This window comes from Allobosea sp. 05T438, assembly GCF_056396025.1.
Window position 1 is genome coordinate 115,269 of the sequence record NZ_JBFTKQ010000008.1, and the last position, 21,447, is coordinate 136,715.

Consider the following 21,447-nt stretch of genomic DNA (forward strand, 5'->3'; position numbering starts at 1 on the left):
CGCGGGCCGCGATTCGCGCGATCCCGCGGCATGCGCTGAAGGAGGCACGCTCTTGCTGATCACCCGCCGCCAGTTCGCCGCCGGTTCCCTCGCCGCGCCCGCCATCTTGAAGGGCGGGCGAGCCTTCGCCGCCGGCCGGCCGGTCACCGTCGCCTCTCTGCTTGGCGAGGACAAGCCGGAGACGAAGATCTGGCGGCGCGTCGCCGAGATCCTGGCGCGCACCGCGCCCGGACGCTTCGATCTGCGGATCGTGCCCAATGCCGCGCTCGGCGGCGAGAAGGAGGTCGCCGAGGGCTTGCGTTTGGGCTCGATCCAGGCGGCGCTCTCGACCGTTTCGTCCTTGTCCGGCTGGGTGCCGGAGGGCCAGATCCTCGACCTGCCCTTCCTGTTTCGCGACCGCGACCATCTCGGCCGGGTTCTGGCCGGCCCGCTGGGCGCCGAACTCAAGGCGCGCTACGAGGCGCAGGGCTTCGTCGTGCCGGGCTTCATCAACTATGGCGCCCGCCATCTGCTGGCCAAGGAGCCGCTGACGACGCCGGCGTCGGTCAAGGGCAAGCGCATCCGCGTCATCCAGAGCCCGCTCCATACCGCGCTCTGGTCCGGCTTCGGGGCCTATCCGACGCCGATCCCGATCCCCGAGACCTACAACGCGCTGAAGACCGGCGTGGTCGACTGCATGGACCTGACCAAATCCGCCTATGTCGGCTTCAGGTTGCATGAGGTCGTGCCGGTCCTGATCGAGACCGGCCATATCTGGGCGACCGGGGTCGTGATGTTCGCCGCACCGTTCTGGAAGGCTTTGACGCCGGCAGACCGTGAGGCGCTGGCGGCAGCCATGGCCGAGGGAACCGCCTATTTCGACGAATTGATGCTGGCCGACGAGGCGGCCTCGATGGCGAAGGCCGCTTCCGAAGGCGGCAGGACCGTGCCGGCCCAGGACCGTGCCGGCTGGCAGGACGGCGCCCGCAAGGTCTGGGCGAGCTTTGCGCCCCAGATCGGCGGCATGGCAAAGATCGAAGCCATCGCGCAAAGCGCTTGATCACCGCATCGCAGGACGACAGCCATGCCGCTTTCGATTGACCATATCGTCATCGCCGTCACCGATCTCGATGCTGCCGTACGGGACTATGCCGCGCTCGGCTTCACCGTGCTGCCGGGCGGCGAGCACCCGCGCGGCTCGCGCAACGCGCTCGTCGTGTTCGAGGACGGCGCCTATCTCGAGATCATCGCCTTCCCGCGGCCCGTGCCGGGTTTCCGCTGGTGGCAGGTGCTGGACCGTGCCGGTCCGGGCCTCGTCGACTACGCCGTGCTGCCGGATGATTTCGAGGCCGATCTCGCCCGCGCCCGCGCCGCCGGCATCGTCATGGACGGGCCGATCGAGGGCGGCCGGCTCCAGCCGGATGGCGCACGCATCGCCTGGCGTTCGGCACGCCCGCCCGAGCCGGATATCCCCTTCCTCGTCACCGACGTCACGCCGCGCGATCTGCGCGTCCCGGCCGGTGCGGCACGTCGTCACCGCAACGGCGTCACCGGCGTCGCAGGCGTCACGGTAGCGGTTCAGGATCTCGTGAGCTCGACAGCCCGCTACCGGACCTTGCTCGGCCGCGAGCCGCTGGCGATCGGTGGCGTTCCCGGACTCGGCTTCGGCCTCGTCCAGTTCCGCTTGGAACGTCAGACCCTCTCGCTGGTGGAACCGCGCGCTTCCGCCGCAGCCGCTCCGGCAGCCCATCTCATCGCCCGGGGCCAGGGCGCGTATGCGATCTCCTTCTACGGCCCGGACGACGCCGTGCTCGACGACGGCCTGACCCATGGTGCCCGTCTGGAGATCGTCCGCGATCCCTGAGCCGGCGACGTCATTTTCCGGTCACGCTTGCGGGCGACAGTGGCCCGTTACCTTCGAATCGTTCTATTTATGTAGTAATAACAAAGGCTTGCATCGAATCGCCGGTCTGCCTATCTCTCCCTCGCGATCAGTGAATCAACCGACGGAGGGACCGGAATGGGTGGAGTCACGGAGGTCGATGTCGCGGCCGCGATCGGCCGCATCGACGAGATCATCATTCGCGAAATCGTTCGCACGGGTGCAAGCCGGCCGGAGCTGCGCCGGGCGCTCGCCCTCGCGAAAGGGCCGGGCGATCTCGCTGCCGATGCGGCACTGCCGCCGCATATGCAGCGCCTTGTCGATCTGCTTGTCGTCACATTGCCTGAACAGGGGCCGCCGAACCGCCTCCATGCCGCCATGAAGGGCATCGATCGTGCGGCCTGATCAGGGGAGCGTAGAATCGTTGGAAACCGCCCGGGCCGAAATCCGGCAGGCGGTGCTGACGGCTTTTTGCGCGGCGCTCCACGATACTCGGTTGCCGCCTCTCACCCTGATGGAGTTGGCGGCGCAGGCGGTCGGTTCGGTCTACAGAGAGGTGGCGGATGCTCATTGCGGCGATCAGCCATGCCCTTGCGGCTGGCGGCCGCGCCTCCAGGCGGATCTGGAGGCGCTTCAGGCGGCGCTGGCGCTGAGCGCGGTGCCGGGCTCGCAGCCGGACCTCGCCAGCATGGCCGTTCTCGGCCGGGCCTGACCTCGCATTCCGCTGACATGCCATGCTAAGGCGCCGTGGATCGGCGGAGCGGCATGCGCAACATCCTCATCATCGGCATCGGGGCCGGCAATCCCGACCACATGACCATCGAGGCGATCGCGGCGCTGAACCGCGCCGACGTCCTGTTCATCCCCGACAAGGGCGAGGAGAAGGCGGCGCTGCGGGGCCTGCGCGAAGGCATCTGCGCACGCTTCATCCGCAGCCCGGACTACCGCACCGTTCCCGTCGACATCCCGCGCCGCGGCGAGGCCGGCAACGACTATCACGGAGTGGTCGACGATTGGCATGAGCGCATCGCCAAGCGCTACCGCGCCCTGTTCGAGGCGGAGTTGGCCGCGGGGCAGACAGGCGCATTGCTGGTCTGGGGCGACCCGGCGCTCTACGACAGCACCCTGCGCATCATGGAGCGGGTCGTCGCCTCCGGTCTCCCCATCTACTGGCAGGTCTATCCCGGCATCAGCAGCGTCCAGGTGCTGGCCGCGCGCCACCGCATCCCCCTCAATACGATCGGCGCTCCGATCCTGATCACTACGGGCCGGCGATTGGCGGCGGGCTTCCCGGCCGATCAGGACAGCGTCGTCGTCATGCTCGATGGCGAGCAGGCTTTCGCCAGGCTCGATCCTGATCGTCTCGACATCTACTGGGGCGCCTATCTCGGCACGCCCGACGAGATACTCCTCGCCGGGCCGCTATCCGAACTCTCCGCCGAGATCGTGCGCGTGCGTGCTGCGGCCCGCGCCCGCCACGGCTGGATCATGGATACCTATCTGCTGCGCCGGCGCCCTGCGGCTTGACGCACGAGCCCGCATCCGCCATCGCTCCCGCGACCTTCTAAGCGCTGGAGCTGCCCGATGTCCCTCGCCGATCTCGCCGCCACCATCGACGCCGCCTGGGAGAACCGGGCCGAGATCGGCATCTCCACCAAGGGCGCTGTCCGCGAGGCGGTCGAGCAGGCGATCGAGATGCTCGATGCCGGCGAGACCCGCGTCGCCGAGAAGCAGGGCGCGGATTGGATCGTACATCAGTGGCTGAAGAAAGCCGTGCTGCTCTCCTTCCGCCTGACCGACAACATGATCATCGCCAACGGACCGGGCGAGGGCGTGTTCTGGGACAAGGTGCCGTCGAAGTTCGAGGGCTGGGGCGAGAACCGCTTCCGCGCCGCCGGCTTTCGCGTCGTGCCGCCGGCCGCCGCGCGCAAGGGCTCGTTCATCGCGTCCGGCGTCGTGCTGATGCCGTCCTTCGTCAATATCGGCGCCTATGTCGACAGCGGCACCATGGTCGACACCTGGGCGACCGTCGGCTCCTGCGCCCAGATCGGCAAGAACGTGCATCTCTCGGGCGGCGTCGGCATCGGCGGCGTGCTCGAGCCGCTGCAGGCCAACCCGACCATCATCGAGGACAACTGCTTCATCGGCGCCCGCTCCGAGGTCGTCGAGGGCGTGATCGTCGGCGAGGGCTCGGTGCTCTCGATGGGCGTCTTCATCTCGGCCTCGACCAAGATCGTCGATCGCGCCACCGGCCAGGTCCATGTCGGCAAGGTGCCGCCCTATTCGGTGGTCGTGCCGGGGTCGCTGCCGGGCAAGCCCTTCCCGGACGGCACGCCCGGCCCGGCGCTCTCCTGCGCCGTCATCGTCAAGACGGTCGATGCGCAGACGCGCTCCAAGACAGGCATCAACGAGCTGCTCCGGGATTGAGGCAGCGGTCGCCCTGCGTCATGCTCGGGCTTGACCCGAGCATCTCGGAACCCAGTGTCTTCTTGTGACGAGATTCTCAGGTCGAAGTTTGGCTTCGCCTGAGAATGACGCTGCAAGGACCCCTCAACCCACCGGCGAGGGAGCGCCCGTTCCCTGCGGATAAGGCTCGGGCGGCGTGTCGGTCGCTGGCGCCGCGCCATGTGCGTCGGCGAGCGCGTCGCGCAGCTTCTGCTCCTGCGTGTGGTCGAGCGAGGTCTTGAGCACGGTGCCGCCGGTGCCGCGGATCGCCTCCAGCACCTTGTCGCCGGTCACCTTCTTGACCAGCACGAAGAGCGCGGCGTTGCCGGGCCGCAGGCTGCTCGACAGATCCTTCATGAACTTGTCGTCGACGCCGTAGTCGGTGAGGGCGCCGCCGAGCGCGCCGGAGGCCGCGCCGATCGCCGCCCCGAATATCGGCATCAGGAAGATCGCGCCGATCAGCAGGCCCCAGAACGAACCAGAGACCGCACCCATCGCCGTGGTGTTGAGCAGTTGGTTCAGCTTCACCTTGCCGTCTTCATGCATGACCGCAATGGCGGCATCCCCGATCTCGATCAGATATTCCTTCTGCAGGCCGATGAGCTTCTGGCGCATTTCTTCGGCGCGGGCCTCGGTCGGATACACGATGACGACGAGATCGGACATGGCGGGAACTCCTGCTGCTGATGCTGCATGTTGGCCCGTGCGGATGACAGGCACAAGGCAACGCACAGCTGCGCTGTCAGTTCCCCCGATGCGGCGCTACTCGCCGCCGACGGCCTTGGCCGCTTCGATTGCCCGGCCGCGCAGAGGCCGCTGCTCCATGCGGGCGAGCGAGATCAGGGCGCAGCCGAAACCGAGGCTCGCTGCGCCGAAGACATAGCGAAACAGCGTCACCATCGTCTCGCGATCGACCGTGCCGAGCTTCAGCGCTTCGGGCGAAAGCTGCGCTGCGGGGCCGCCGACGCCGCCGAGCACGATCGCGCCGAAGACCGCGACGATCAGCGCCCCGCCAATCTGGCGGAAGAAATTGGCCACTGCGGTTGCCGTGCCGAGCTGATGCGCGCTCACCGCATTCTGGATCGAGACGGTCGCGACCGGCAGCAGCGTGCCGAAGCCGATGCTGACGACCGCGAGGATCGCGGAGAAGGCCAGCAGCGGGAGCTGGCCCGAGAAGGCGGACAGCACGGCGGTGCCGGCAAGGGCGACGAAGAGACCGGCCAGCGGCACGCGCTTGTAGTTCGTGACATGTGACATTGCCCGGCCGGAGCTCGTCGCGCCGACCACGGTGCCGCAGGTGAGCGGCAGGAGGCCGAGGCCGGAATGGGTCGCGCTCATCCCCATCACCGTCTCGAAATAGAGCGGCAGATAGATCGTCAGGCCGATGAAGGTGCCCATGCCGAAGCCGGCTGCGACGGTGCCGCGCCGCACGACACGGTTGCCGAGCAGATCGAGCGGGATGAGCGGCTCGGACGCGGTCCGCAGCCGCCAGGCGAAGAGTGCCCAGAGCGCCAGGGACATGCCGACCAGCCCGGCGATCGGCAGGGAGCGCCAGGGATAGGCGGTGCCGCCCCAGGAAAGCGCCAGCAGCAGCGACACGGTTCCCAGCGTCATCAGCAAGGCGCCGAGCACGTCCAGCCTGTGGGGGCGCTCATGGCGCGGCAGGCGCTTCAGCGCCGAGCTCGTCATCCAGTAGGCCACGAACCCGAGCGGGACATTGATCCAGAAGATCACCGACCAGTGCAGCTGCTCCGCCAACACGCCGCCGAGGACCGGGCCGAGCAGGGAGGACGACATGAAGACGCTGGCGAAATAGACCTGATAGCGTCCGCGCTCCTTGGGCGGCACCATGTCGGCGACGATGGTCTGGGCGAGCGCGATCAGCCCGCCGCCGCCGAGCCCCTGGATGAAGCGTGCCAGCACCAGCAGCCAGAGCGACGGCGCAAGCGCGCAGGCCACCGACCCGACGACGAAGACAGCGATGCCGGAGAGCAGAACCACCCGCCGCCCATGGATATCGGCGAGCTTGCCGTAGAGCGGCGTCACGGCAGTCGAAGCCAGCAGGTAGATTGTGACGACCCAGGACAGATGCGTGACGTCGTTGAGCTCGCGGCCGATCGTCGGCAGCGCGGTCGCGACGATCGTCTGGTCGAGCGCCGCCAGGAACAGCGCCAGCATGACGCCGATCAGGATCGAGCGGATATCGGCAGGGGTCAGCGATGCGGCCTGGGCCGGTGCGTCGAGCCGCTTGTCCATGGAAACCGTGTTTGAACCTGCATTTTCGGAATGACAGAACTTAGTGCCGGCTTGTGCCATGCGCCAGCCGCGTGTTGTCGGGGCGGCCCTGCGATGAGGGCGGAGCGGTTGCTGCGCGCTTCGTCAGGCCAGCTCGCGCAGGGCGGCGCGCAACGTCTCAGGCGCATCCCCGGGCAACGCCGCCTCGATAGCGGCATGGGTGCTCTGCCAGATCGGTACGGCCGCGGCGAGCAGGGCGCGTCCTTCTGGCGTCAGGGACAGAAGCTTGCTGCGACGGTCGGCGGGGTCGGCGGCGACCCGGATGAGGCTGCGCCGTTCGAGCGGTTTCAGCGCCGCCGTCAGCGTCGTGCGGTCCATGGCGAGAAGGTCGGCGACTGGCCTGAGCGATGGCGGGGCCGGACGATTGAGCGCCATCAGCAGCGAGAACTGGCCGTTCGTCAGCCCGACAGGCCGGAGCGCCTCGTCGAAGCGGCGCGCCAGGGTGCGCGCCGCGCGCTGTACATGCAGGCACAGGCAATGGTCGCGCACATGCAGCGTGGTCGCGAAGGGAACGCCGGCATCCTCGTTCATGCCGATTGCATGTGGGGCGCGCCGGAGCGAGTCAAGCGGCTGCACCCGGCGGCTGCTGGCAGGCCGGGTTGACGCCGACAGTGCCAAGGCGCGCTATGACGGGCAACCAGGAAACAGCGTGAGGAGGTTTGCGATGGCGCTGCTGGCCGCCGAGAATGCGATGCTGGTCGTTATCGACTTCCAGGCGCGGTTGATGCCGGCGATCCATGCCGGCGACAGGGTGCTGCTCAATGCGGGCCGGCTCGTCGAGGCCGCGCGCCTGCTCGGCATTCCCGCAGTCCTGACGGAGCAGAATCCGCGCGGTTTGGGCGCGACAGTGCCCGAGCTGGCGGGGGCTGGGCCGGTCGTCGCGAAGATGAGCTTCGACGCCTGTGCCGAGCCGGATTTCCTCGACGCCTTGGCGGGCGACCGCGAGCTGGTGATCTGCGGCTGCGAGGCGCATGTCTGCGTCGGCCAGACCGTGCTCAGCCTGCTCGATCATCGCCGGCGTGTGGTCGTCGTTGCCGATGCGATCGGCTCGCGCGCCCCGGAGTCGCGCGAGATCGCCCTGAACCGCATGGCGAGCCATGGCGCCGAGATCGTCACCACCGAAATGGTGCTGTTCGAATGGCTGCGGACGGCCGATCACCCGCAGTTCAGGACGATCTCGAAGCTGATCCGCTAGAGGCGGCCTCTTACAGCGGCTTCCTGATCGCCTTGGCGATGACGCCGACAATGCCCTCGCGGAAGAGCAGGACGCAGACCACGAAGACGATACCCTGGACGACGGTGACCCAGGCGCCGAGGGTGGCGAGATAGTTCTGCATGGCGACGATGACGAGCGCGCCGACGATCGGGCCGAAGACGGTGCCGAGGCCGCCGACCAGCGTCATCAGCACGACCTCGCCCGACATCGACCAGTAGACGTCGGTCAGCGACGCCAGCTGGAACACGATGGCCTTGGTCGCGCCGGCGAGGCCGGCAAGCGTGGCCGAGAGCACGAAGACCATCAGCTTGTACTGGTTGGCGCGGTAGCCGAGCGAGATGGCGCGGGGCTCGTTGTCGCGGATCGCCTTGCAGACCTGGCCGAAGGGCGAGTGGATGATGCGGTAGATCAGCAGCAGGCCCATCATGAAGATCGCCGCCACCAGCCAGTAGAGCACGCGGTCGTCGGCGAGGCTGATCAGGCCGAGGAACGTGCCGCGCGGCACGGCCTGGATGCCGTCCTCGCCACCGGTGAAGCGCGGCGTCTGCAGCGAGAAGAAGAACACCATCTGTGCCAGCGCCAGCGTGATCATGGCGAAATAGATGCCCTGGCGGCGGATGGCGAGCGCGCCGAAGACGGTGCCGAGCACGGCCGCGATTGCCGTGCCGAGCAGGATCGCGAGCTCCGGCGTCAGGCCCCAGTTCTTGGCGGTGTAAGCGCTGACATAGCTCGCCATGCCGAAATAGGCGGCATGGCCGAAGGAGAGCAGGCCGCCATATCCAAGCAGGAGGTTGAAGGCGAGCGCGAACAGCGCGAAGCACAAAACCTTCATCACGAAGACGGGATAGACGACGAAGGGCGCGACCACGAGCACCGCGGCGATGGCGATGAAAAGGTTGCGGTGGAGGCGCGCCGTGCTGTCGTCGGTCTCGGTGACGACGGCGGCAGCCGGGGTGTCGGTCGAGGCAAGGTCGGTCATGTGATTGTCCCTCGCTTGCGTCAGTGGGCGCGGCCGAACAGGCCGGCAGGCTTCACCAGCAGCACCAGCACCATGATGATGAAGATCACCGTCGCGGCCGCTTCCGGGTAGAACACCTTGGTCAGGCCCTCGACCAGCCCGAGCGAGAAGCCGGTGACGATGGCGCCCATGATCGAGCCCATGCCGCCGATCACCACCACGGCGAAGACGACGATGATCAGGTCCCCGCCCATGTTCGGGTTGACCGAATAGATCGGCGCGGCCAGAACGCCGGCGAAGGCCGCGAGCGCGACGCCGAAGCCGTAGGTCAGCGTCACCAGCAGCGGCACATTGATGCCGAAGGCCTGGGTCAGGGTCGGATTCTCCGTGGCGGCGCGCAGATAGGCGCCGAGCTTGGTCTTCTCGATCAGGAACCAGGTGCCGAGGCAGACCACGAGCGAGGCGAAGATCACCCAGGCGCGGTAATTCGGCAGGAACATGAAGCCCAGATTCTGGCCGCCGGCGAGTTGCGGGGGGATGGCATAGGGCAGGCCCGAGGAGCCGTAGTAGTTGCGGAACACGCCCTGGATGATCAGCGCCAGCCCGAAGGTGAGCAGCAGCCCGTAGAGATGGTCGAGATGGGCGATGCGCTTGAGCAGCAGTCGCTCGATCGCGATGCCGGTCGCACCGACGATGATCGGCGCCAGCAGCAACGCCGCCCAGTAGTTGATGCCGAGATAGTTCAGGCACATCCAGGCGACGAAGGCGCCCATCATGTACTGGGCGCCATGGGTGAAGTTGATGATGTTCAAGAGCCCGAAGATCACCGCCAGCCCGAGGCTGAGGATCGCGTAGAACGAGCCGTTGATCAGGCCGAGAAGGACCTGGCCGAACAGCGCCTGGGGCGGGACGCCAAGAAGTTCGAACATGCGGGACTCAGATCATCTGGACGTCGGAAGGTCTTCATGGAACCCCGTCGTCATTCCGGGCGGAGCGAAGCGGAGACCCGGAATCCATCGAAAGGCGCAACGGCTCTATGATGGATTCCGGATCGGCACGCTTCGCGGCCGGTCCGGAATGACGCCGGAGGGTTTGAAACCCGGCCGAGCCGGGCTTCAGCAACTCACTTCTTGACGAGCGGGCACTCGCTCTCGGCCAGCGGCTGGAAGGCCTGCTCCGCCGGCAGAACCGCGATCTGCTTGTAGTAGTCCCACGGGCCCTTCGACTCGGACGGCTTCTTGACCTCGTAGAGATACATGTCGTGCATCTTGCGCCCGTTCGGACGGATCGTGCCCTTGCCGAAGAGCGGATCGTCCGTCGGCATCTCCTTCATCTTGGCCATGACGGTGGCGCTGTCCTTGCTCTTCGTCGCCTCGACCGCTTTGAGGTAATGCAGCAGCCCGGAATAGACGCCGGCCTGCACCATGGTCGGCTTCTTGCCGCCGTTGAGCTTGGCGAAGCGTTCCGACCAGGCGCGGGTCTGGTCGTCGCGATCCCAGTAGAAGGATTCGGTCAGGACCAGGCCCTGCGCCGCCTGCAGGCCGAGAGCGTTGACGTCGCTGATGAAGACGAGCAGGCCCGCGAGCTTCTGCCCGCCGGCGACGATGCCGAACTCGCCCGCCTGCTTGATCGCGTTGGTGGTGTCGCTGCCGGCATTCGCCAGGCCGATCACCTTGGCCTTGGAGGCCTGCGCCTGCAGCAGGAAGGACGAGAAATCGGTGCCCGGGAACGGCGTCTTCACCGAGCCCACCACCTTGCCGCCGGCCTTCGTGATGGTCGCGGTCGCGTCGCGCTCCAGCGCATGGCCGAAGGCGTAGTCCGCGGTCAGGAAGAACCAGGTGTCGCCGCCGGCCTTCACCATGGCGCCGCCGGTGCCCTGAGCCAGGGCATAGGTGTCGTAAGTCCAGTGGATCGTGTTGGCGTTGCAGGCCTTGCCGGTCAGGTCGGAACTGCCGGCGCCGGAGTTGATGTTGACCTTGTTCTTTTCCTTGGTGATCTGGCTGACAGCCAGCGCCACCGACGAGGTCGGTACGTCGAGGATGAGGTCGACGCCGTCCTGGTCGTACCATTGCCGGGCGATGGTCGAGCCGACATCCGGCTTGTTCTGGTGGTCGGCCGAGACGATCTCGACCTTGATACCCTTGTCGGCCGCCTTGAAGTCCTCGACCGCCATGCGCGCGGCGACGACCGAGCCTTCGCCGGCGAGGTCGGCATAGAGGCCGGAGCGGTCGTTCAGCACGCCGGCCTTGACGGAGATTTGCTGGGCTAGCGCCGGGCTCGCCATCAGGGCGGCGAGCGCGGTCGTTGCAAGAATCGTCTTCAGCTTCATCATTGTTCTCCCTGCTGTGGTTGTCGGCATTTCGCCGTGTTCTTGGCCGCGCAATGCCGGCATCCGGGCGAAGCCCGTCAAACCCCGAGATAGCGGTGCAGCTTGTCGATATTGGCGTCGAGCTCGGAATTGGGGATCATGTCGATGACCTTGCCCTGCTCGACGACATAATGCCGGTCCGCCACGGTCTGCGCGAAGCGGAAGTTCTGCTCCACCAGAATGATGGTGAAGCCCTCCTGCTTCAGTTTTGCGATGGTGCGGCCGATTTGCTCGATGATCACCGGCGCAAGGCCTTCGGTGGGTTCGTCGAGCAGGAGCAGATGCGCGCCGGTCCGCAGGATGCGCCCGATCGCCAGCATCTGCTGCTCGCCGCCGGAGAGCTTGGTGCCCTGGCTCTTCAGCCGCTCCTTGATGTTGGGGAAGAGCGTGAAGATGGCGTCGAGGGAAAGCCCGCCGGGCCGGACCTGCGGCGGCAGCATCAGGTTCTCCTCGACCGAGAGCGAGGCGTAGATGCCGCGCTCTTCCGGCACGAAGCCGATGCCGAGCCGGGCGATCGCGCGCGATGGCAGCCCGATCGTCTCCTTGCCCTCCAGCACGACCGAGCCCTTGCGCTTGCCGATCACGCCCATGATCGACTTCAGCGTCGTGGTCTTGCCGGCGCCGTTGCGCCCGAGCAGCGTTACGACCTCGCCGGGCGCGACGTCGAGATCGATGCCGTGCAGCACATGTGATTCCCCGTACCAGGCCTCGAGCCCGCGCACCTTCAGCAGCGGCGCGCTGCCGGAAGCGGCCATGGGAGCTTTCACAGCCTCAGTGATGGCCATGGCCGCCTCCCGAACCGATATAGGCCTCGACCACGCGCGGGTCCTTCGAGACGGTGGCGTAATCGCCCTCCGCCAGGACCTGCCCGCGCGCCAGCACGGTGATGCGGTCCGACAGCGAGGCGACAACCGAGAGGTTGTGCTCGACCATCAGGATGGTTCGGTTCTGCGAGATCTTGCGGATCAGCGCAGCGATGCGATCGACATCCTCGCGGCCCATGCCGGCCATAGGCTCGTCGAGCAGCAGCATTTCGGGGTCGAGCGCCAGCGTCGTCGCGATCTCCAGCGCGCGCTTGCGGCCGTAGGAGAGCTCGCCGGCGGTCAGTGACAGAAAGGGCGTCAGGCCCACCGCGTCGACGAGGCTCCTCGCTTCGTCGTCCAGGCTCTTCAGCGTGCGCTCCGAACGCCAGAAATCGAAGGAATCTCCGCGCTTGCGCTGCAGGGCGATGCGGACATTGGTCAGCACCGACAGCTGCGGGAACACGGCGGAGATCTGGAAGGAGCGCACCAGCCCGAGCCGCGCGATCTCGGCCGGCTTCTCGCGCGTGATGTCCCGGCCGTTATACGTGATCGTTCCGCGGGTCGGCGGGAGAAACTTGGTCAGCAGGTTGAAGCAGGTCGTTTTGCCGGCGCCATTGGGGCCGATCAAAGCGTGAATCGAGCCGCGCCGGACATTGAGGTTGACGCCGTTCACAGCTGTAAAGCCGGCAAATTCTTTGGTTAGACCTGAGGTCGAAAGAATATTGTCCTCAGACATGCCGACTGCCAGCCTTCATCAGCTTAGTCTTTCTTGCTTGTGCGGTTCCCCTTGCATGGCATGCTGCACCGCGTCGGGAACATAAGTCAACGTTCGCTGAGCGGCTCGCGGAAGCAGGTTCATATACTTTGGTCTTATTCTGAAGATGTCCTGCAAATGAAGGATGTCGCGCCCGGCCGCGTCGCGCGATGTTGCCTGCTTCGGACGCGAATCCGAAAAATCCATTTGAACCTGGGACAAGGTGGGCGCGACCAAGGGGTATTCTGGTTTACCGTCGGGAAGTGTTGCGGTAAAAATGCCCGTTGGCTTTCACTATTGTTGTCCGTCGACCAATCGTGTGGTGTCCCCTGTCGGGAGCTTCGCGGCCAGAAGGTATGTGCCGCTGAATTCGGAGGAGGTTGTCGTGAGCTTCGCGTCTCTGGTTTCGGTGTTCCAAGCCCGCATGGCTTCGGTCCTTGCGTTGGTGCTCTGGGCCGTTGTGCTGTCTTCGCCCGGCTTCGCCGCCGCGCCGGAGCGGCGCGTTGCGCTGGTGATCGGCAACAGCGCCTATACGGCGGTGCCGCCGCTCGCCAACCCGCAGCGGGACGCCAAGGGCATCTCGGCCGCGTTGAAGCGCCTCGGCTTCGACGTCGTCGAAGGCTACGACCTCAAGATGGACGAGATGACGGGCATCGTGCGCGAATTCGCGCAGAAGCTCGACGGCGCCAAGGCCGGCCTCGTCTACTATGCCGGCCATGGCATCGCCGTCGGCGACGAGAATTATCTCATCCCGGTCGACGCCTCGCTGCGTTCTGAGGCGGATCTCGACTTCAAGGCCGTCAACGTGCAGCTGGTCCTGCGACAGATGCAGCGCGACGAGCGCGTCAACATCGTCATCCTCGATGCCTGCCGCGACAACCCCTTCGCGGCCCAGCTCGCCGCGAAGTCCCGTGCCGTCACGCGCGGCCTCACCGCGATCGAGACCCAGTCGGCCTCCGGCATCCTGATCGCCTTCGCCACCGATCCGCGCGCGACCGCGCTCGATGGCGAGCGTGACGGCAACAGCCCGTTCACCTCCGCCCTGCTCAAGCATATCGAGACGCCCGAGGTCTCCATCACCACGGTGATGGACCGCGTGCGCGCCGATGTCTGGGAAACGACGGGCAAGAAGCAGAAGCCCTGGACGAATTCGTCGATCATCGGCGAGTTCAAGATGAACCCGACGCTGAAGCTCGCCTCGGTCGATGCCTCGGCTGCCGCGACCAAGACCATCGACGCGGCCGTGCCGGTTCCGGCCATGCCGGCTGCGCCCTCGCTGGACCGTGCCCAGCTCGACGTGAAGACATGGGAGGTCGCCGAGCGCGGCAATTCCCTAGCCGACTATCGCGCTTATCTCGAAGCCTTCCCGTCCGGCCAGTTCGCCACCTTCGCGCGCAATCGCCTTGCCAGCCTTGAAGCGGCGAAGCCCGCTGCGAGCGCCACGGAAACGCCTCCCGGCGTCACTGACGAGGCGCTCAAGAAGGAGGTCGGCACTGTGCAGACCGAGACGGCGATGAAGCTCCAGCCCAAGGATCGCCGCGAGTTGCAGGTCCGCCTCGGCGTCGCCGGCTTCCAGTCCGGCAAGCCCGCCACCACCTTCGGGCCGGGCCAGCGCAAGGCGATCCAGGAATGGCAGAAGTCGCGCAGCATCCCGGAGACCGGCTTCCTGACGGCCATGCAGGCGACGGCGCTGCGCGCCCAGAGCGAGGTCGCCTATCGGCAGGTGCTGGCTCAGGAAGAGAAGGCGGCCGCCGAGAAGAAGACCCGCAAGGTCGGCGATGCCCAGCAGGGTAGCCGCAGTGCCCGCAAGACCACCGACGAGGGCGAGGAGATGTACCGGCGCGATCTCGCCCGCGAGCGCGGCACGGCCTATGGAGGCTCGGCTACTCCGGCCCGCGGCACGAGCAGCAGCGGCTATCAGGGCCGCGTCCGGACGCGTGAGAGTGATGCCGGGGACAGCACGGGTGCCGCGATCTTCGGCGGCATCGTCGGCGGCGCTCTGGGCGGGGTGATCGGTGGCGGCTTCCGCCGCTGAGGCACCGTCTCCCGCTTATATCATCCGGAAAGCCGGCCCCTCGGGCCGGCTTTTTTCCTGCTGTAGTATGGCGGCCATGGCCTTGCGCGGCGACATCGTGCGGCTGCTGCAGGGCGGCGTCTGATGGGGGAAGTGCCTGAGCCCTCAGCCCTGTTCCCAGCCGGCCCTGACCAGATCCGGCACGTCGCAATCCTGTTCCGGCCAGCCCACGCAGAGATAGGCGATCAGCTTCCAGTCGGGTGATGCGCCGAGAGCCGCCGTGATCTCGGCGGGCTCGAGGATCGAGACCCAGCCGACGCCGAGACCATGAACGCGCGCCGCCAGCCAGAACTGCGTGATGGCCGCGACGACCGAGTAGTCGAGCATCTCCGGCATGGTCCGTCGGCCGAGGCCATGGCCGCGCTCGGTGCCGTGGTCGCAGAACACGGCGAGCTGCACCGGAGCCTCGCGCAAGCCTTCGAGTTTGAGGCGCGCATAGAGCGCGGCGCGCTCGCCCTCATAGGACGCCAGCGCCTCGACATTGCAGCGGCTGAAGCTGGCCTGCGCGGCTTCGCGCTGAGCCGGCTCCTCGACGGCGAGCCAGCGCCAGGGTTGCGAATGCCCGACGGAGGGCGAGAGCTGCGTCTGGGCGATGAGACGTGCGATGAGATCGGCCGGGACGGGATCGCGCCGGAACCGCCGGACATCGCGCCGCCAGCGCAGCAGCTCCTCGAACTGCCGGGCGAAGGCCTCGTCGAAGACGGGGGGCTCGTTCACGCCAGGCCTGCGGTGGCGATGGCATGGAAGAAGGACCCCGTCACCAGCCCGCGCCGGCTCCCGGCTGGGGCAGGCGCCGAGCCATGCGGATCGGTCACCACCGCGAAGGGCGGGTCCTCTCCCTGCGCGACGATGCTGGCATAGTGGAACTCATGCCCGGTCAGCGCTGAACCCGCCGGCCCGAGCGGTCCGCCCGCCTCCAGGACGGCCCGGCGATAGCCGAGGTTCATCTTGCGCCTGGCGAAGGAGGTCTCGACCGAGAGCAGCCCGGCCATGGCATGAGCGACGCCGTCGGCATCGGTCAGGCTGCGCCCGAGAACCATGTAGCCCCCGCACTCGCCATGCACGGGCCGGGTCCCGGCGAAGCTGCGCAAGCCAGCGAGGAAGCGGCCGGCCGCCGCGATGGTGCCGGCATGGAGCTCGGGATAGCCTCCGGGCAGCCAGCAGGCGTCGCAATCCTGCGGCGGCGCCTCGTCCCTGAGTGGTGAGAACGGCACCAGTTCGGCGCCCGCCGCGCGCCACCCCGCTTCGACATGCGGATAGACGAAGGAGAAGGCGGCATCGCGGGCGATCGCGATCCGCCGTCCCGGTGCGGGCAGCGGTGGGGCATTGCCATCGGCTGCGGCCGTGAGAGTGGCGTCGCCGGCCGCTGCGACAATCGCATCGAGATCGACTGCAGCCGCGACGGCCTCGGCCAATGAATCGAGCCGCGCATGCAGGTCGTCGGTCTCGCCGGCCTGGACCAGCCCGAGATGGCGCTCCGGCAGGATCAGGCTCGCCTCGCGCGGCAGCGCTCCGAGGACGGGCAGGCCGATCCGCTCCATGCCCTGCCGCACCAGCCGCTCATGGCGGGCGCTCGCGACCTTGTTGAGGATCACGCCGGCGACGCGGATGCGCGGATCGTAGACCTTGCAGCCGAGCGCGACCGCCGCCGCCGACTGCGCCTGTCCGGAGACGTCGATGACGAGCACGACCGGCCACCCGGTCAGCGCTGCGATGTCGGCACTGGCGCCGGTATGGCCTGCCGGTCCCGGCACTGCGTCGAACAGCCCCATCGAGCCTTCGGCGATGACGATGTCGGCCGCCCGCATTGCCTCGCCCGCGATCTGCCCGAGCAGGCTGTCCGACATCGCGTAGCTGTCGAGATTGGCACTCGGCGCCCCTGTCGCGGCGGCATGGAAGGCGGGGTCGATATAATCGGGCCCGCATTTCAACCCGCGCACGGTCAGCCCGCGGCGTGTCAGCGCGCGCTGCAGCCCGAGCGTGATCGTGGTCTTGCCCGAGCCGGAGCGCGGCGCGGCGATGAGCAGCCCGCGCGCGCTCACAGGCCGCCCCGCGGCCGGAAGCGGCGGTCGTAGTCGATCGAATAGAGCGCGCTTTCGCCGAAATCATCGGCCGCGAGCGCCGGCCCCACCAGGATCAGCGCGGTGCGTTCGAGTTCGCTGGCGCGGACCTGTCCCGCGATGTCGGCGAGCGCCCCTTGCAGCACCGCCTCGTCCGGCCATGTCGCGCGGAACACCACCGCGGCCGGGCAGCCCGCACCATAGAACGGGGTCAGTTCCGCCACGACCTGTTCGATGACGTGGATCGAGAGATGGATGGCGAGCGTCGCGCCGGAGGCGGCGAATGTCGCGAGCTTTTCCTTCGGTGGCATGGCCGAGGCGCGGCCGGAAGTGCGCGTCAGTACCAGCGATTGGGCTACGCCGGGCAGGGTGAGCTCGCGCTTCAGCACCGCGGCGGCGGCGGCGAAGGCCGGCACGCCCGGCGTCACCGTGTAGGGAATGCCGAGCCGGTCGAGCCGGCGCATCTGCTCGCCGCAGGCGCTCCAGATCGAGAGATCGCCGGAATGCAGCCGCGCCACGTCCTGCCCGGCGAGATGCGCAGCCTCCATCTCGGCGATGATCGCGTCGAGAGCGAGCGGGGCGGTGTCGACGATGCGGGCGCCCGGAGGACACCAGTCGAGCATCACCTTGGGGATCAGCGATCCCGCGTAGAGGCAGACCGGGCAGGCCGCGATGAGGTCGCGCCCGCGCAGCGTGATGAGATCGGGCGCGCCGGGGCCGGCGCCGATGAAATGGATGGTCACGACACGCTCCTGGCCAGCGCGCAGGTGACGCGCGCGGTCGCAATCCGCGGCTGCACCAGCTGGCCGCCCGGGCCCGCCCCGGCCAGCGCCGCAGCCTCCGCCACCGAGCCGACGCCGTAGAGCGAGGCGATCCGGGTCGAACGCGTCGCGCAGGCGGCCTCGAAGCCTTTCAGCGCCTCGTCGGGGATGGCGACGAGCTCGGCCGTGCGGTCGGCCGCGGCCGCGACCATGCCGGCTTCCGCGGCTCGGCTCGCGAGCGTGGCGAAGCGCGGTGTCGCGGTGCCGCTGAGCCCCGCGATCGCCAGCGCCTCGTCGAGGCAGGCGAGGATGTCGGCGGCCTCGGTGCCGGGCCGGATGCCGATGCCGGCGACGAGGCGGCCGGCGCTCAAGGCTTCTCGACCCGCCATTGCGTCACCGGCATCGCCGGGCGCCAGCCATGCTTGCCGCCGACGGGTGCGAGCCGGTCGATCGAGATGCGGCGCAGCGAGCCGCCATGTTCGGCGTGGAGCGCCGCGAGCTTCGCCTCGCCCTCGATGGTGACGACATTGGCGACGAGGCGACCGCCGGGCTTCAGAGCCGCCCAGGCGGCGTCGAACAGCCCCTCCTCGGTCAGCCCTCCGCCGATGAAGACGGCGTCCGGCGCCTCGCGCCCGACGAAGCCCTCGGGCGCTGCACCAGCGACAGTTACGTCGAGCCCGCCGAGTTCGAGCTTGTTGCGCGCGATCCGCTCGGCCCGGTCAGCCCGCGCCTCGAACGCGATCGCCCGGTTGCGGACATGGCGCTGGCACCATTCGACGGCGACCGAGCCGGAGCCGGCGCCGACGTCCCAGAGCAGCTCGCCGGCTCGTGGTGCCAGCGCCGAGAGGGTGATGGCGCGGATCTCCGATTTGGTGATCTGCCCGTCATGGGCGAACCACTCCTCGTCGAGCCCGGGCGTCAGCGGCAGGATGCGCGAGTCGTGTGTCGCGGCAACCTCGACCGCGATCAGGTTGAGCGGCACGACATCGTCGAGGGCGAAGGCGTCGGCGCGGGCCTCGCGGATGCGCTCCTGCGGCCCGCCGAGCGATTCCATCACGACGATGCGGCTCGCGCCGAGGCCGCGTGCGGTCATGAGTTCCGCAACGGCGCGCGGCGTGCTCTCATCCCAGGAGAGGGCAAGGATTCGGGCATCGGGCTGGAGATGCGGGACGATGCGGTAGAGCGTGCGGCCGTGCAGCGAAACCAGCGCGCATTCCTCCTGCGGCCAGCGCATCCGCGTGCAGGCCATCGAGAAGGACGAGAGCTGCGGGATGATCCGCATCTCCTCGGCGGGGATCGCGCGGCTCAGGCTGTTGCCGATGCCGTAATGGAACGGGTCGCTGGTCGCGAGCACGCAGACCTTGCGGCCGCGCTCCTTGAGGATCTGCGGCAGCGCGTTGCGGAAGGGCTGCGGCCAGGGCCTGAGCTCGCCCGGCACCGAGCCGACCAGCGCGATATGCCGCTCGCCGCCGAAGACGATCTCGGCCTCGTTCAGTGCCACCAGCGCGTCGCGGCAGAGGCCGGCGGAACCGTCTTCGCCGAGGCCGATCAGCGAGAGCCAGGGCGCGGGCGCCTCGCCGCTCGACAGAACATCCGATTCACGCAAAACTGTCGACATGACCGTCCTCATCCTTGGCGGAACGAGCGAAGCTGCAGCACTCGATCAGCTTCTTGCTGATCAGGCTCCCGATATCCGTGCCATTATCTCGCTGGCGGGCCGCACCGTCGATCCCCGCCCGACCAACCTGCCGGTGCGCGTCGGCGGATTCGGCGGCATCGAGGGCCTGAGGCGCTATCTGGTCGATGAGGGCATCGTCGCCGTCGTCGACGCCACCCACCCCTTCGCCGCGGTGATGCCCTTCAACGCCGAGCATGCCTGCAAGGCCGAAGGCGTGCCGCTGCTCGCCATTCGCCGCGACTCCTGGAAGCCGCGCGACGGCGATCGCTGGAAATCCGTGCCGGACATCGATGCCGCCGTGCAGGCATTGGGCGATGAGCCGCGGCGCGTCTTCCTCACGGTCGGCCGGCTCGAACTGCCGGCTTTCGCTGATGCCCCGCAGCATCGCTATCTCGTGCGCGCCATCGAGCCGATCGGCGATCGGCTGCCGGTACCGCATGTCGACGTCATCCAGCAGCGCGGCCCCTTTGACACCGACGACGAGGAGGACCTGATGCGCCGCGAGGGCGTCGAGGTCCTGGTCAGCAAGAACTCGGGCGGATCGGCGACGATCGGCAAGCTCGTGGCGGCGCGCCGGCTCTCCCTGCCGGTGATCATGGTGGAGCGGCCGCCTAAGCCCGATGTCGAGACCGTCGATCATATCGATCAGGTCCTGCCCTGGCTGGTGACACAGGGGCTCTTCGTCACCGAACGCGGCGTATAGACGTAAGGTGCCGCGCCCGCCCGTGCGATCAGCCGCGTGCTGGAAGCTCCGATCATCACCAGCGTCGCCATGTCGGCCGTGCCTGCGGCCGCGACGGCCTCGGCCAGCGTCAGCACGCGCAAATTCTCATCCGGGCGCCCGACGGCGCGGGCGAAGAGCACGGGCGTTGCCGCGTCGCGCTGCGTTGCCGCCAGTTCCAGCGCCGCGCCGAGCTGCCAGGGCCGCGCTTTCGAGATCGGGTTGTACAGGCAGATCACGAAATCGGCGGCGAGGGCCGCTTCGAGGCGGGTGGTCACGACATCCCACGGCTTGAGGTTGTCCGAGAGCGAGATCGCGCAGAAATCGCCGCCGAGCGGGGCGCCGGCCCGTGCTGCAGCCGCCAGCATCGCGGTGATGCCGGGTTCGACCGTGATCGGGATGACCAGCCACTCCGAAGGCCCGGCTTCCAGCGCCTCGAATACTGCCGCAGCCATGGCGAACACACCGGGGTCACCGCCCGAGACGACTGCGACCTTGCGCCCCTCGGCCGCCAGCCTCAGCGCGTGCGCCGCTCGCTCGACCTCGACGCGGTTGTCCGACGCGTGCTTGGTCCGTCCTTCCCGATCAACTATGCGGTCGACATAGGGGCCGTAGCCCACGAGGTCGCTCGCGGCATCGAGCGCGGCCTGAGCGGCGGGAGTGATCCACTCCGCCGTGCCGGGACCGAGCCCGACGATGGTGAGCGAGCCCGTCACAGCCGCCGCCCCTCGCCGGGCACCAGCACCATCGCGAAATAGGGCGCCTCGTCGTCGGCCTTGTCGGCGAGGCGCGCCACCACCTGCCGCGCCATCGTCGCCCGCTCGACATAGATCGCGCGGCCCTCAAGCCCGGCGGCCATCAGCGCGCGGCGCACCTTCGGCAGGTTGCGGCCGAGCTTCATGATCACGGCGGCGTCGGTATCGGCCAGCCGCCGTGCCAGCTCCGCCTCCGGCAGCGTGCCGGGCAGCACGGTCATCACATCGTCGCCCCAGGTGATCGGCGCGCCGGCTTCGCCCCAGGCGCCGGTCATGCCGGTCACACCGGGCACGATTTCGGTCGGGAAGCGCTGGGAGAGCCGCCGCCACAGATGCATGAAGGAGCCGTAGAAGAACGGGTCGCCGTCGCAGAGCACGGCGAGCGTCCGCCCGGCCTGCAGCTCCGCCGCCAGACGTTCGGCAGCCTCCTCGTAGAAGGCCGCGATCGGCCCGTCATAGTCGGGCTCGCCGACATTGGCCTCGGTCGTGACGGGGAAGGCGAGCTCGATCTCGCGGGCCGGATCGGGCGCGATGATGGCGTCGGCGGTGCTGCGGGCATTGCCGCGCCGACCGCGCTTGCAGAAATGCACCAGCCGGTCCGCCGACAGGATGATCTCGCGGGCGCGCACCGTCATCAGATCCGGTGCGCCCGGTCCGAGGCCGACGCCGTAGAGCAGGGTCTTGGTTGTCCCGCTCAC

24 protein-coding genes are annotated in these 21,447 nt (G+C 68.2%); 9 read left to right on the plus strand and 15 right to left on the minus strand.

The window, feature by feature from the left end:
- The first annotated feature begins 52 nt into the window (after positions 1-52).
- The 6 genes from AC1DIN_RS17515 to dapD all read left to right on the plus strand — a co-directional run bounded on the left by AC1DIN_RS17515 (position 53) and on the right by dapD (position 4,288).
- Positions 53-1,039 (plus strand): TRAP transporter substrate-binding protein, encoded by a 987-nt coding sequence (locus AC1DIN_RS17515; RefSeq protein ID WP_476810714.1) that lies wholly within the window; start codon positions 53-55, stop codon positions 1,037-1,039.
- 24 nt (positions 1,040-1,063) lie between these two features.
- Positions 1,064-1,843 carry a VOC family protein gene (locus AC1DIN_RS17520; RefSeq protein ID WP_476810715.1) on the plus strand — a complete coding sequence of 260 codons (780 nt, stop codon included), beginning with the start codon at positions 1,064-1,066 and terminating at the stop codon, positions 1,841-1,843.
- 156 nt (positions 1,844-1,999) lie between these two features.
- Positions 2,000-2,266, plus strand: a complete 267-nt coding sequence (locus AC1DIN_RS17525; protein WP_441472788.1) for a hypothetical protein — start codon at positions 2,000-2,002, stop codon at positions 2,264-2,266.
- A gap of 91 nt (positions 2,267-2,357) precedes the next feature.
- Positions 2,358-2,573, plus strand: coding sequence for a hypothetical protein (locus tag AC1DIN_RS17530; protein ID WP_441472789.1), 216 nt, complete (start codon positions 2,358-2,360; stop codon positions 2,571-2,573).
- Between the two features lie 53 nt (positions 2,574-2,626).
- Positions 2,627-3,388, plus strand: coding sequence for a precorrin-6A synthase (deacetylating) (gene cobF, locus AC1DIN_RS17535; protein ID WP_476810716.1), 762 nt, complete (start codon positions 2,627-2,629; stop codon positions 3,386-3,388).
- A gap of 57 nt (positions 3,389-3,445) precedes the next feature.
- A complete protein-coding gene (gene dapD / locus AC1DIN_RS17540; RefSeq protein ID WP_441472791.1) occupies positions 3,446-4,288 on the plus strand; it encodes a 2,3,4,5-tetrahydropyridine-2,6-dicarboxylate N-succinyltransferase in 843 nt (280 codons plus the stop codon).
- 123 nt (positions 4,289-4,411) lie between these two features.
- On the opposite strand, the gene AC1DIN_RS17545 is transcribed toward dapD, so the two are convergent.
- From AC1DIN_RS17545 to AC1DIN_RS17555, 3 genes are all read right to left on the minus strand, one after another.
- Entirely contained in the window at positions 4,412-4,972 is a 561-nt protein-coding gene (locus tag AC1DIN_RS17545; protein WP_476810717.1) for a DUF1269 domain-containing protein, read from the minus strand.
- A 96-nt stretch (positions 4,973-5,068) separates the two neighbouring features.
- Positions 5,069-6,562 carry an MDR family MFS transporter gene (locus AC1DIN_RS17550; protein ID WP_476810718.1) on the minus strand — a complete coding sequence of 498 codons (1,494 nt, stop codon included), beginning with the start codon at positions 6,560-6,562 and terminating at the stop codon, positions 5,069-5,071.
- A gap of 123 nt (positions 6,563-6,685) precedes the next feature.
- On the minus strand, positions 6,686-7,132 hold the full coding sequence (locus AC1DIN_RS17555) for a MarR family winged helix-turn-helix transcriptional regulator (RefSeq protein WP_441472794.1): 447 nt from the start codon (positions 7,130-7,132) through the stop codon (positions 6,686-6,688).
- A gap of 133 nt (positions 7,133-7,265) precedes the next feature.
- Here AC1DIN_RS17555 and AC1DIN_RS17560 point away from each other — a divergent pair, with 133 nt between their 5' ends.
- Positions 7,266-7,796, plus strand: coding sequence for a hydrolase (locus AC1DIN_RS17560; RefSeq protein WP_476810719.1), 531 nt, complete (start codon positions 7,266-7,268; stop codon positions 7,794-7,796).
- A 10-nt stretch (positions 7,797-7,806) separates the two neighbouring features.
- On the opposite strand, the gene AC1DIN_RS17565 is transcribed toward AC1DIN_RS17560, so the two are convergent.
- The 5 genes from AC1DIN_RS17565 to AC1DIN_RS17585 form a co-directional block, all read right to left on the minus strand.
- Entirely contained in the window at positions 7,807-8,796 is a 990-nt protein-coding gene (locus AC1DIN_RS17565; protein WP_476810720.1) for a branched-chain amino acid ABC transporter permease, read from the minus strand.
- A 20-nt stretch (positions 8,797-8,816) separates the two neighbouring features.
- Entirely contained in the window at positions 8,817-9,704 is an 888-nt protein-coding gene (locus AC1DIN_RS17570; RefSeq protein WP_441472797.1) for a branched-chain amino acid ABC transporter permease, read from the minus strand.
- A 194-nt stretch (positions 9,705-9,898) separates the two neighbouring features.
- Positions 9,899-11,104: an ABC transporter substrate-binding protein gene (locus tag AC1DIN_RS17575; protein WP_441472798.1), complete on the minus strand. Its 1,206-nt coding sequence runs from the start codon at positions 11,102-11,104 to the stop codon at positions 9,899-9,901.
- A gap of 77 nt (positions 11,105-11,181) precedes the next feature.
- Complete coding sequence (locus AC1DIN_RS17580; RefSeq protein WP_476766524.1) at positions 11,182-11,928, minus strand: ABC transporter ATP-binding protein; 747 nt, start codon at positions 11,926-11,928, stop codon at positions 11,182-11,184.
- Positions 11,915-12,682: an ABC transporter ATP-binding protein gene (locus AC1DIN_RS17585; RefSeq protein WP_441472800.1), complete on the minus strand. Its 768-nt coding sequence runs from the start codon at positions 12,680-12,682 to the stop codon at positions 11,915-11,917. Before AC1DIN_RS17585 ends, AC1DIN_RS17580 begins: the two co-directional genes overlap by 14 nt.
- 403 nt (positions 12,683-13,085) lie before the next feature.
- Between AC1DIN_RS17585 and AC1DIN_RS17590 the strand changes: the two genes are divergently transcribed.
- Positions 13,086-14,735 carry a caspase family protein gene (locus tag AC1DIN_RS17590; protein ID WP_476810721.1) on the plus strand — a complete coding sequence of 550 codons (1,650 nt, stop codon included), beginning with the start codon at positions 13,086-13,088 and terminating at the stop codon, positions 14,733-14,735.
- Between the two features lie 144 nt (positions 14,736-14,879).
- On the opposite strand, the gene bluB is transcribed toward AC1DIN_RS17590, so the two are convergent.
- Genes bluB through cbiE form a run of 5 tightly spaced genes read right to left on the minus strand, consistent with a single transcriptional unit; the run spans position 14,880 to position 19,213 of the window.
- Entirely contained in the window at positions 14,880-15,491 is a 612-nt protein-coding gene (bluB, locus tag AC1DIN_RS17595; RefSeq protein ID WP_476810722.1) for a 5,6-dimethylbenzimidazole synthase, read from the minus strand.
- Positions 15,488-16,816 (minus strand): cobyrinate a,c-diamide synthase, encoded by a 1,329-nt coding sequence (locus tag AC1DIN_RS17600; protein WP_476810723.1) that lies wholly within the window; start codon positions 16,814-16,816, stop codon positions 15,488-15,490. Before AC1DIN_RS17600 ends, bluB begins: the two co-directional genes overlap by 4 nt.
- Positions 16,813-17,577: a precorrin-4 C(11)-methyltransferase gene (gene cobM, locus AC1DIN_RS17605; protein ID WP_476810724.1), complete on the minus strand. Its 765-nt coding sequence runs from the start codon at positions 17,575-17,577 to the stop codon at positions 16,813-16,815. The genes AC1DIN_RS17600 and cobM overlap by 4 nt, the downstream gene beginning before the upstream one ends.
- The gene (locus AC1DIN_RS17610) at positions 17,574-17,966 is read right to left on the minus strand and encodes a cobalamin biosynthesis protein (protein WP_441472805.1); all 393 of its coding nucleotides are present in this window, start codon (positions 17,964-17,966) and stop codon (positions 17,574-17,576) included. Before AC1DIN_RS17610 ends, cobM begins: the two co-directional genes overlap by 4 nt.
- Positions 17,963-19,213 carry a precorrin-6y C5,15-methyltransferase (decarboxylating) subunit CbiE gene (gene cbiE / locus AC1DIN_RS17615; protein WP_441472806.1) on the minus strand — a complete coding sequence of 417 codons (1,251 nt, stop codon included), beginning with the start codon at positions 19,211-19,213 and terminating at the stop codon, positions 17,963-17,965. Before cbiE ends, AC1DIN_RS17610 begins: the two co-directional genes overlap by 4 nt.
- Here cbiE and AC1DIN_RS17620 point away from each other — a divergent pair.
- Positions 19,212-19,976: a cobalt-precorrin-6A reductase gene (locus tag AC1DIN_RS17620; protein ID WP_441472807.1), complete on the plus strand. Its 765-nt coding sequence runs from the start codon at positions 19,212-19,214 to the stop codon at positions 19,974-19,976. The genes cbiE and AC1DIN_RS17620 overlap by 2 nt on opposite strands.
- Here the strand turns inward: AC1DIN_RS17620 and cobJ are convergent.
- A complete protein-coding gene (gene cobJ / locus AC1DIN_RS17625) occupies positions 19,919-20,710 on the minus strand; it encodes a precorrin-3B C(17)-methyltransferase (RefSeq protein WP_476810725.1) in 792 nt (263 codons plus the stop codon). The genes AC1DIN_RS17620 and cobJ overlap by 58 nt on opposite strands.
- On the minus strand, positions 20,707-21,447 hold the full coding sequence (locus tag AC1DIN_RS17630; protein ID WP_476810726.1) for a precorrin-2 C(20)-methyltransferase: 741 nt from the start codon (positions 21,445-21,447) through the stop codon (positions 20,707-20,709). The genes cobJ and AC1DIN_RS17630 overlap by 4 nt, the downstream gene beginning before the upstream one ends.

Coding starts and splice junctions, on each gene's coding strand:
- cobF (WP_476810716.1), top strand. CDS start 2,627: ATGCGCAACATCCTCATCATCGGCATCGGGGCCGGCAATCCCGACCAC.
- AC1DIN_RS17520 (WP_476810715.1), top strand. CDS start 1,064: ATGCCGCTTTCGATTGACCATATCGTCATCGCCGTCACCGATCTCGAT.
- AC1DIN_RS17585 (WP_441472800.1), bottom strand. CDS start 12,682: ATGTCTGAGGACAATATTCTTTCGACCTCAGGTCTAACCAAAGAATTT.
- AC1DIN_RS17555 (WP_441472794.1), bottom strand. CDS start 7,132: ATGAACGAGGATGCCGGCGTTCCCTTCGCGACCACGCTGCATGTGCGC.
- dapD (WP_441472791.1), top strand. CDS start 3,446: ATGTCCCTCGCCGATCTCGCCGCCACCATCGACGCCGCCTGGGAGAAC.
- AC1DIN_RS17620 (WP_441472807.1), top strand. CDS start 19,212: ATGACCGTCCTCATCCTTGGCGGAACGAGCGAAGCTGCAGCACTCGAT.
- AC1DIN_RS17560 (WP_476810719.1), top strand. CDS start 7,266: ATGGCGCTGCTGGCCGCCGAGAATGCGATGCTGGTCGTTATCGACTTC.
- AC1DIN_RS17570 (WP_441472797.1), bottom strand. CDS start 9,704: ATGTTCGAACTTCTTGGCGTCCCGCCCCAGGCGCTGTTCGGCCAGGTC.
- cbiE (WP_441472806.1), bottom strand. CDS start 19,213: ATGTCGACAGTTTTGCGTGAATCGGATGTTCTGTCGAGCGGCGAGGCG.
- AC1DIN_RS17565 (WP_476810720.1), bottom strand. CDS start 8,796: ATGACCGACCTTGCCTCGACCGACACCCCGGCTGCCGCCGTCGTCACC.
- AC1DIN_RS17525 (WP_441472788.1), top strand. CDS start 2,000: ATGGGTGGAGTCACGGAGGTCGATGTCGCGGCCGCGATCGGCCGCATC.
- AC1DIN_RS17550 (WP_476810718.1), bottom strand. CDS start 6,562: ATGGACAAGCGGCTCGACGCACCGGCCCAGGCCGCATCGCTGACCCCT.
- AC1DIN_RS17580 (WP_476766524.1), bottom strand. CDS start 11,928: ATGGCCATCACTGAGGCTGTGAAAGCTCCCATGGCCGCTTCCGGCAGC.
- AC1DIN_RS17575 (WP_441472798.1), bottom strand. CDS start 11,104: ATGAAGCTGAAGACGATTCTTGCAACGACCGCGCTCGCCGCCCTGATG.
- AC1DIN_RS17545 (WP_476810717.1), bottom strand. CDS start 4,972: ATGTCCGATCTCGTCGTCATCGTGTATCCGACCGAGGCCCGCGCCGAA.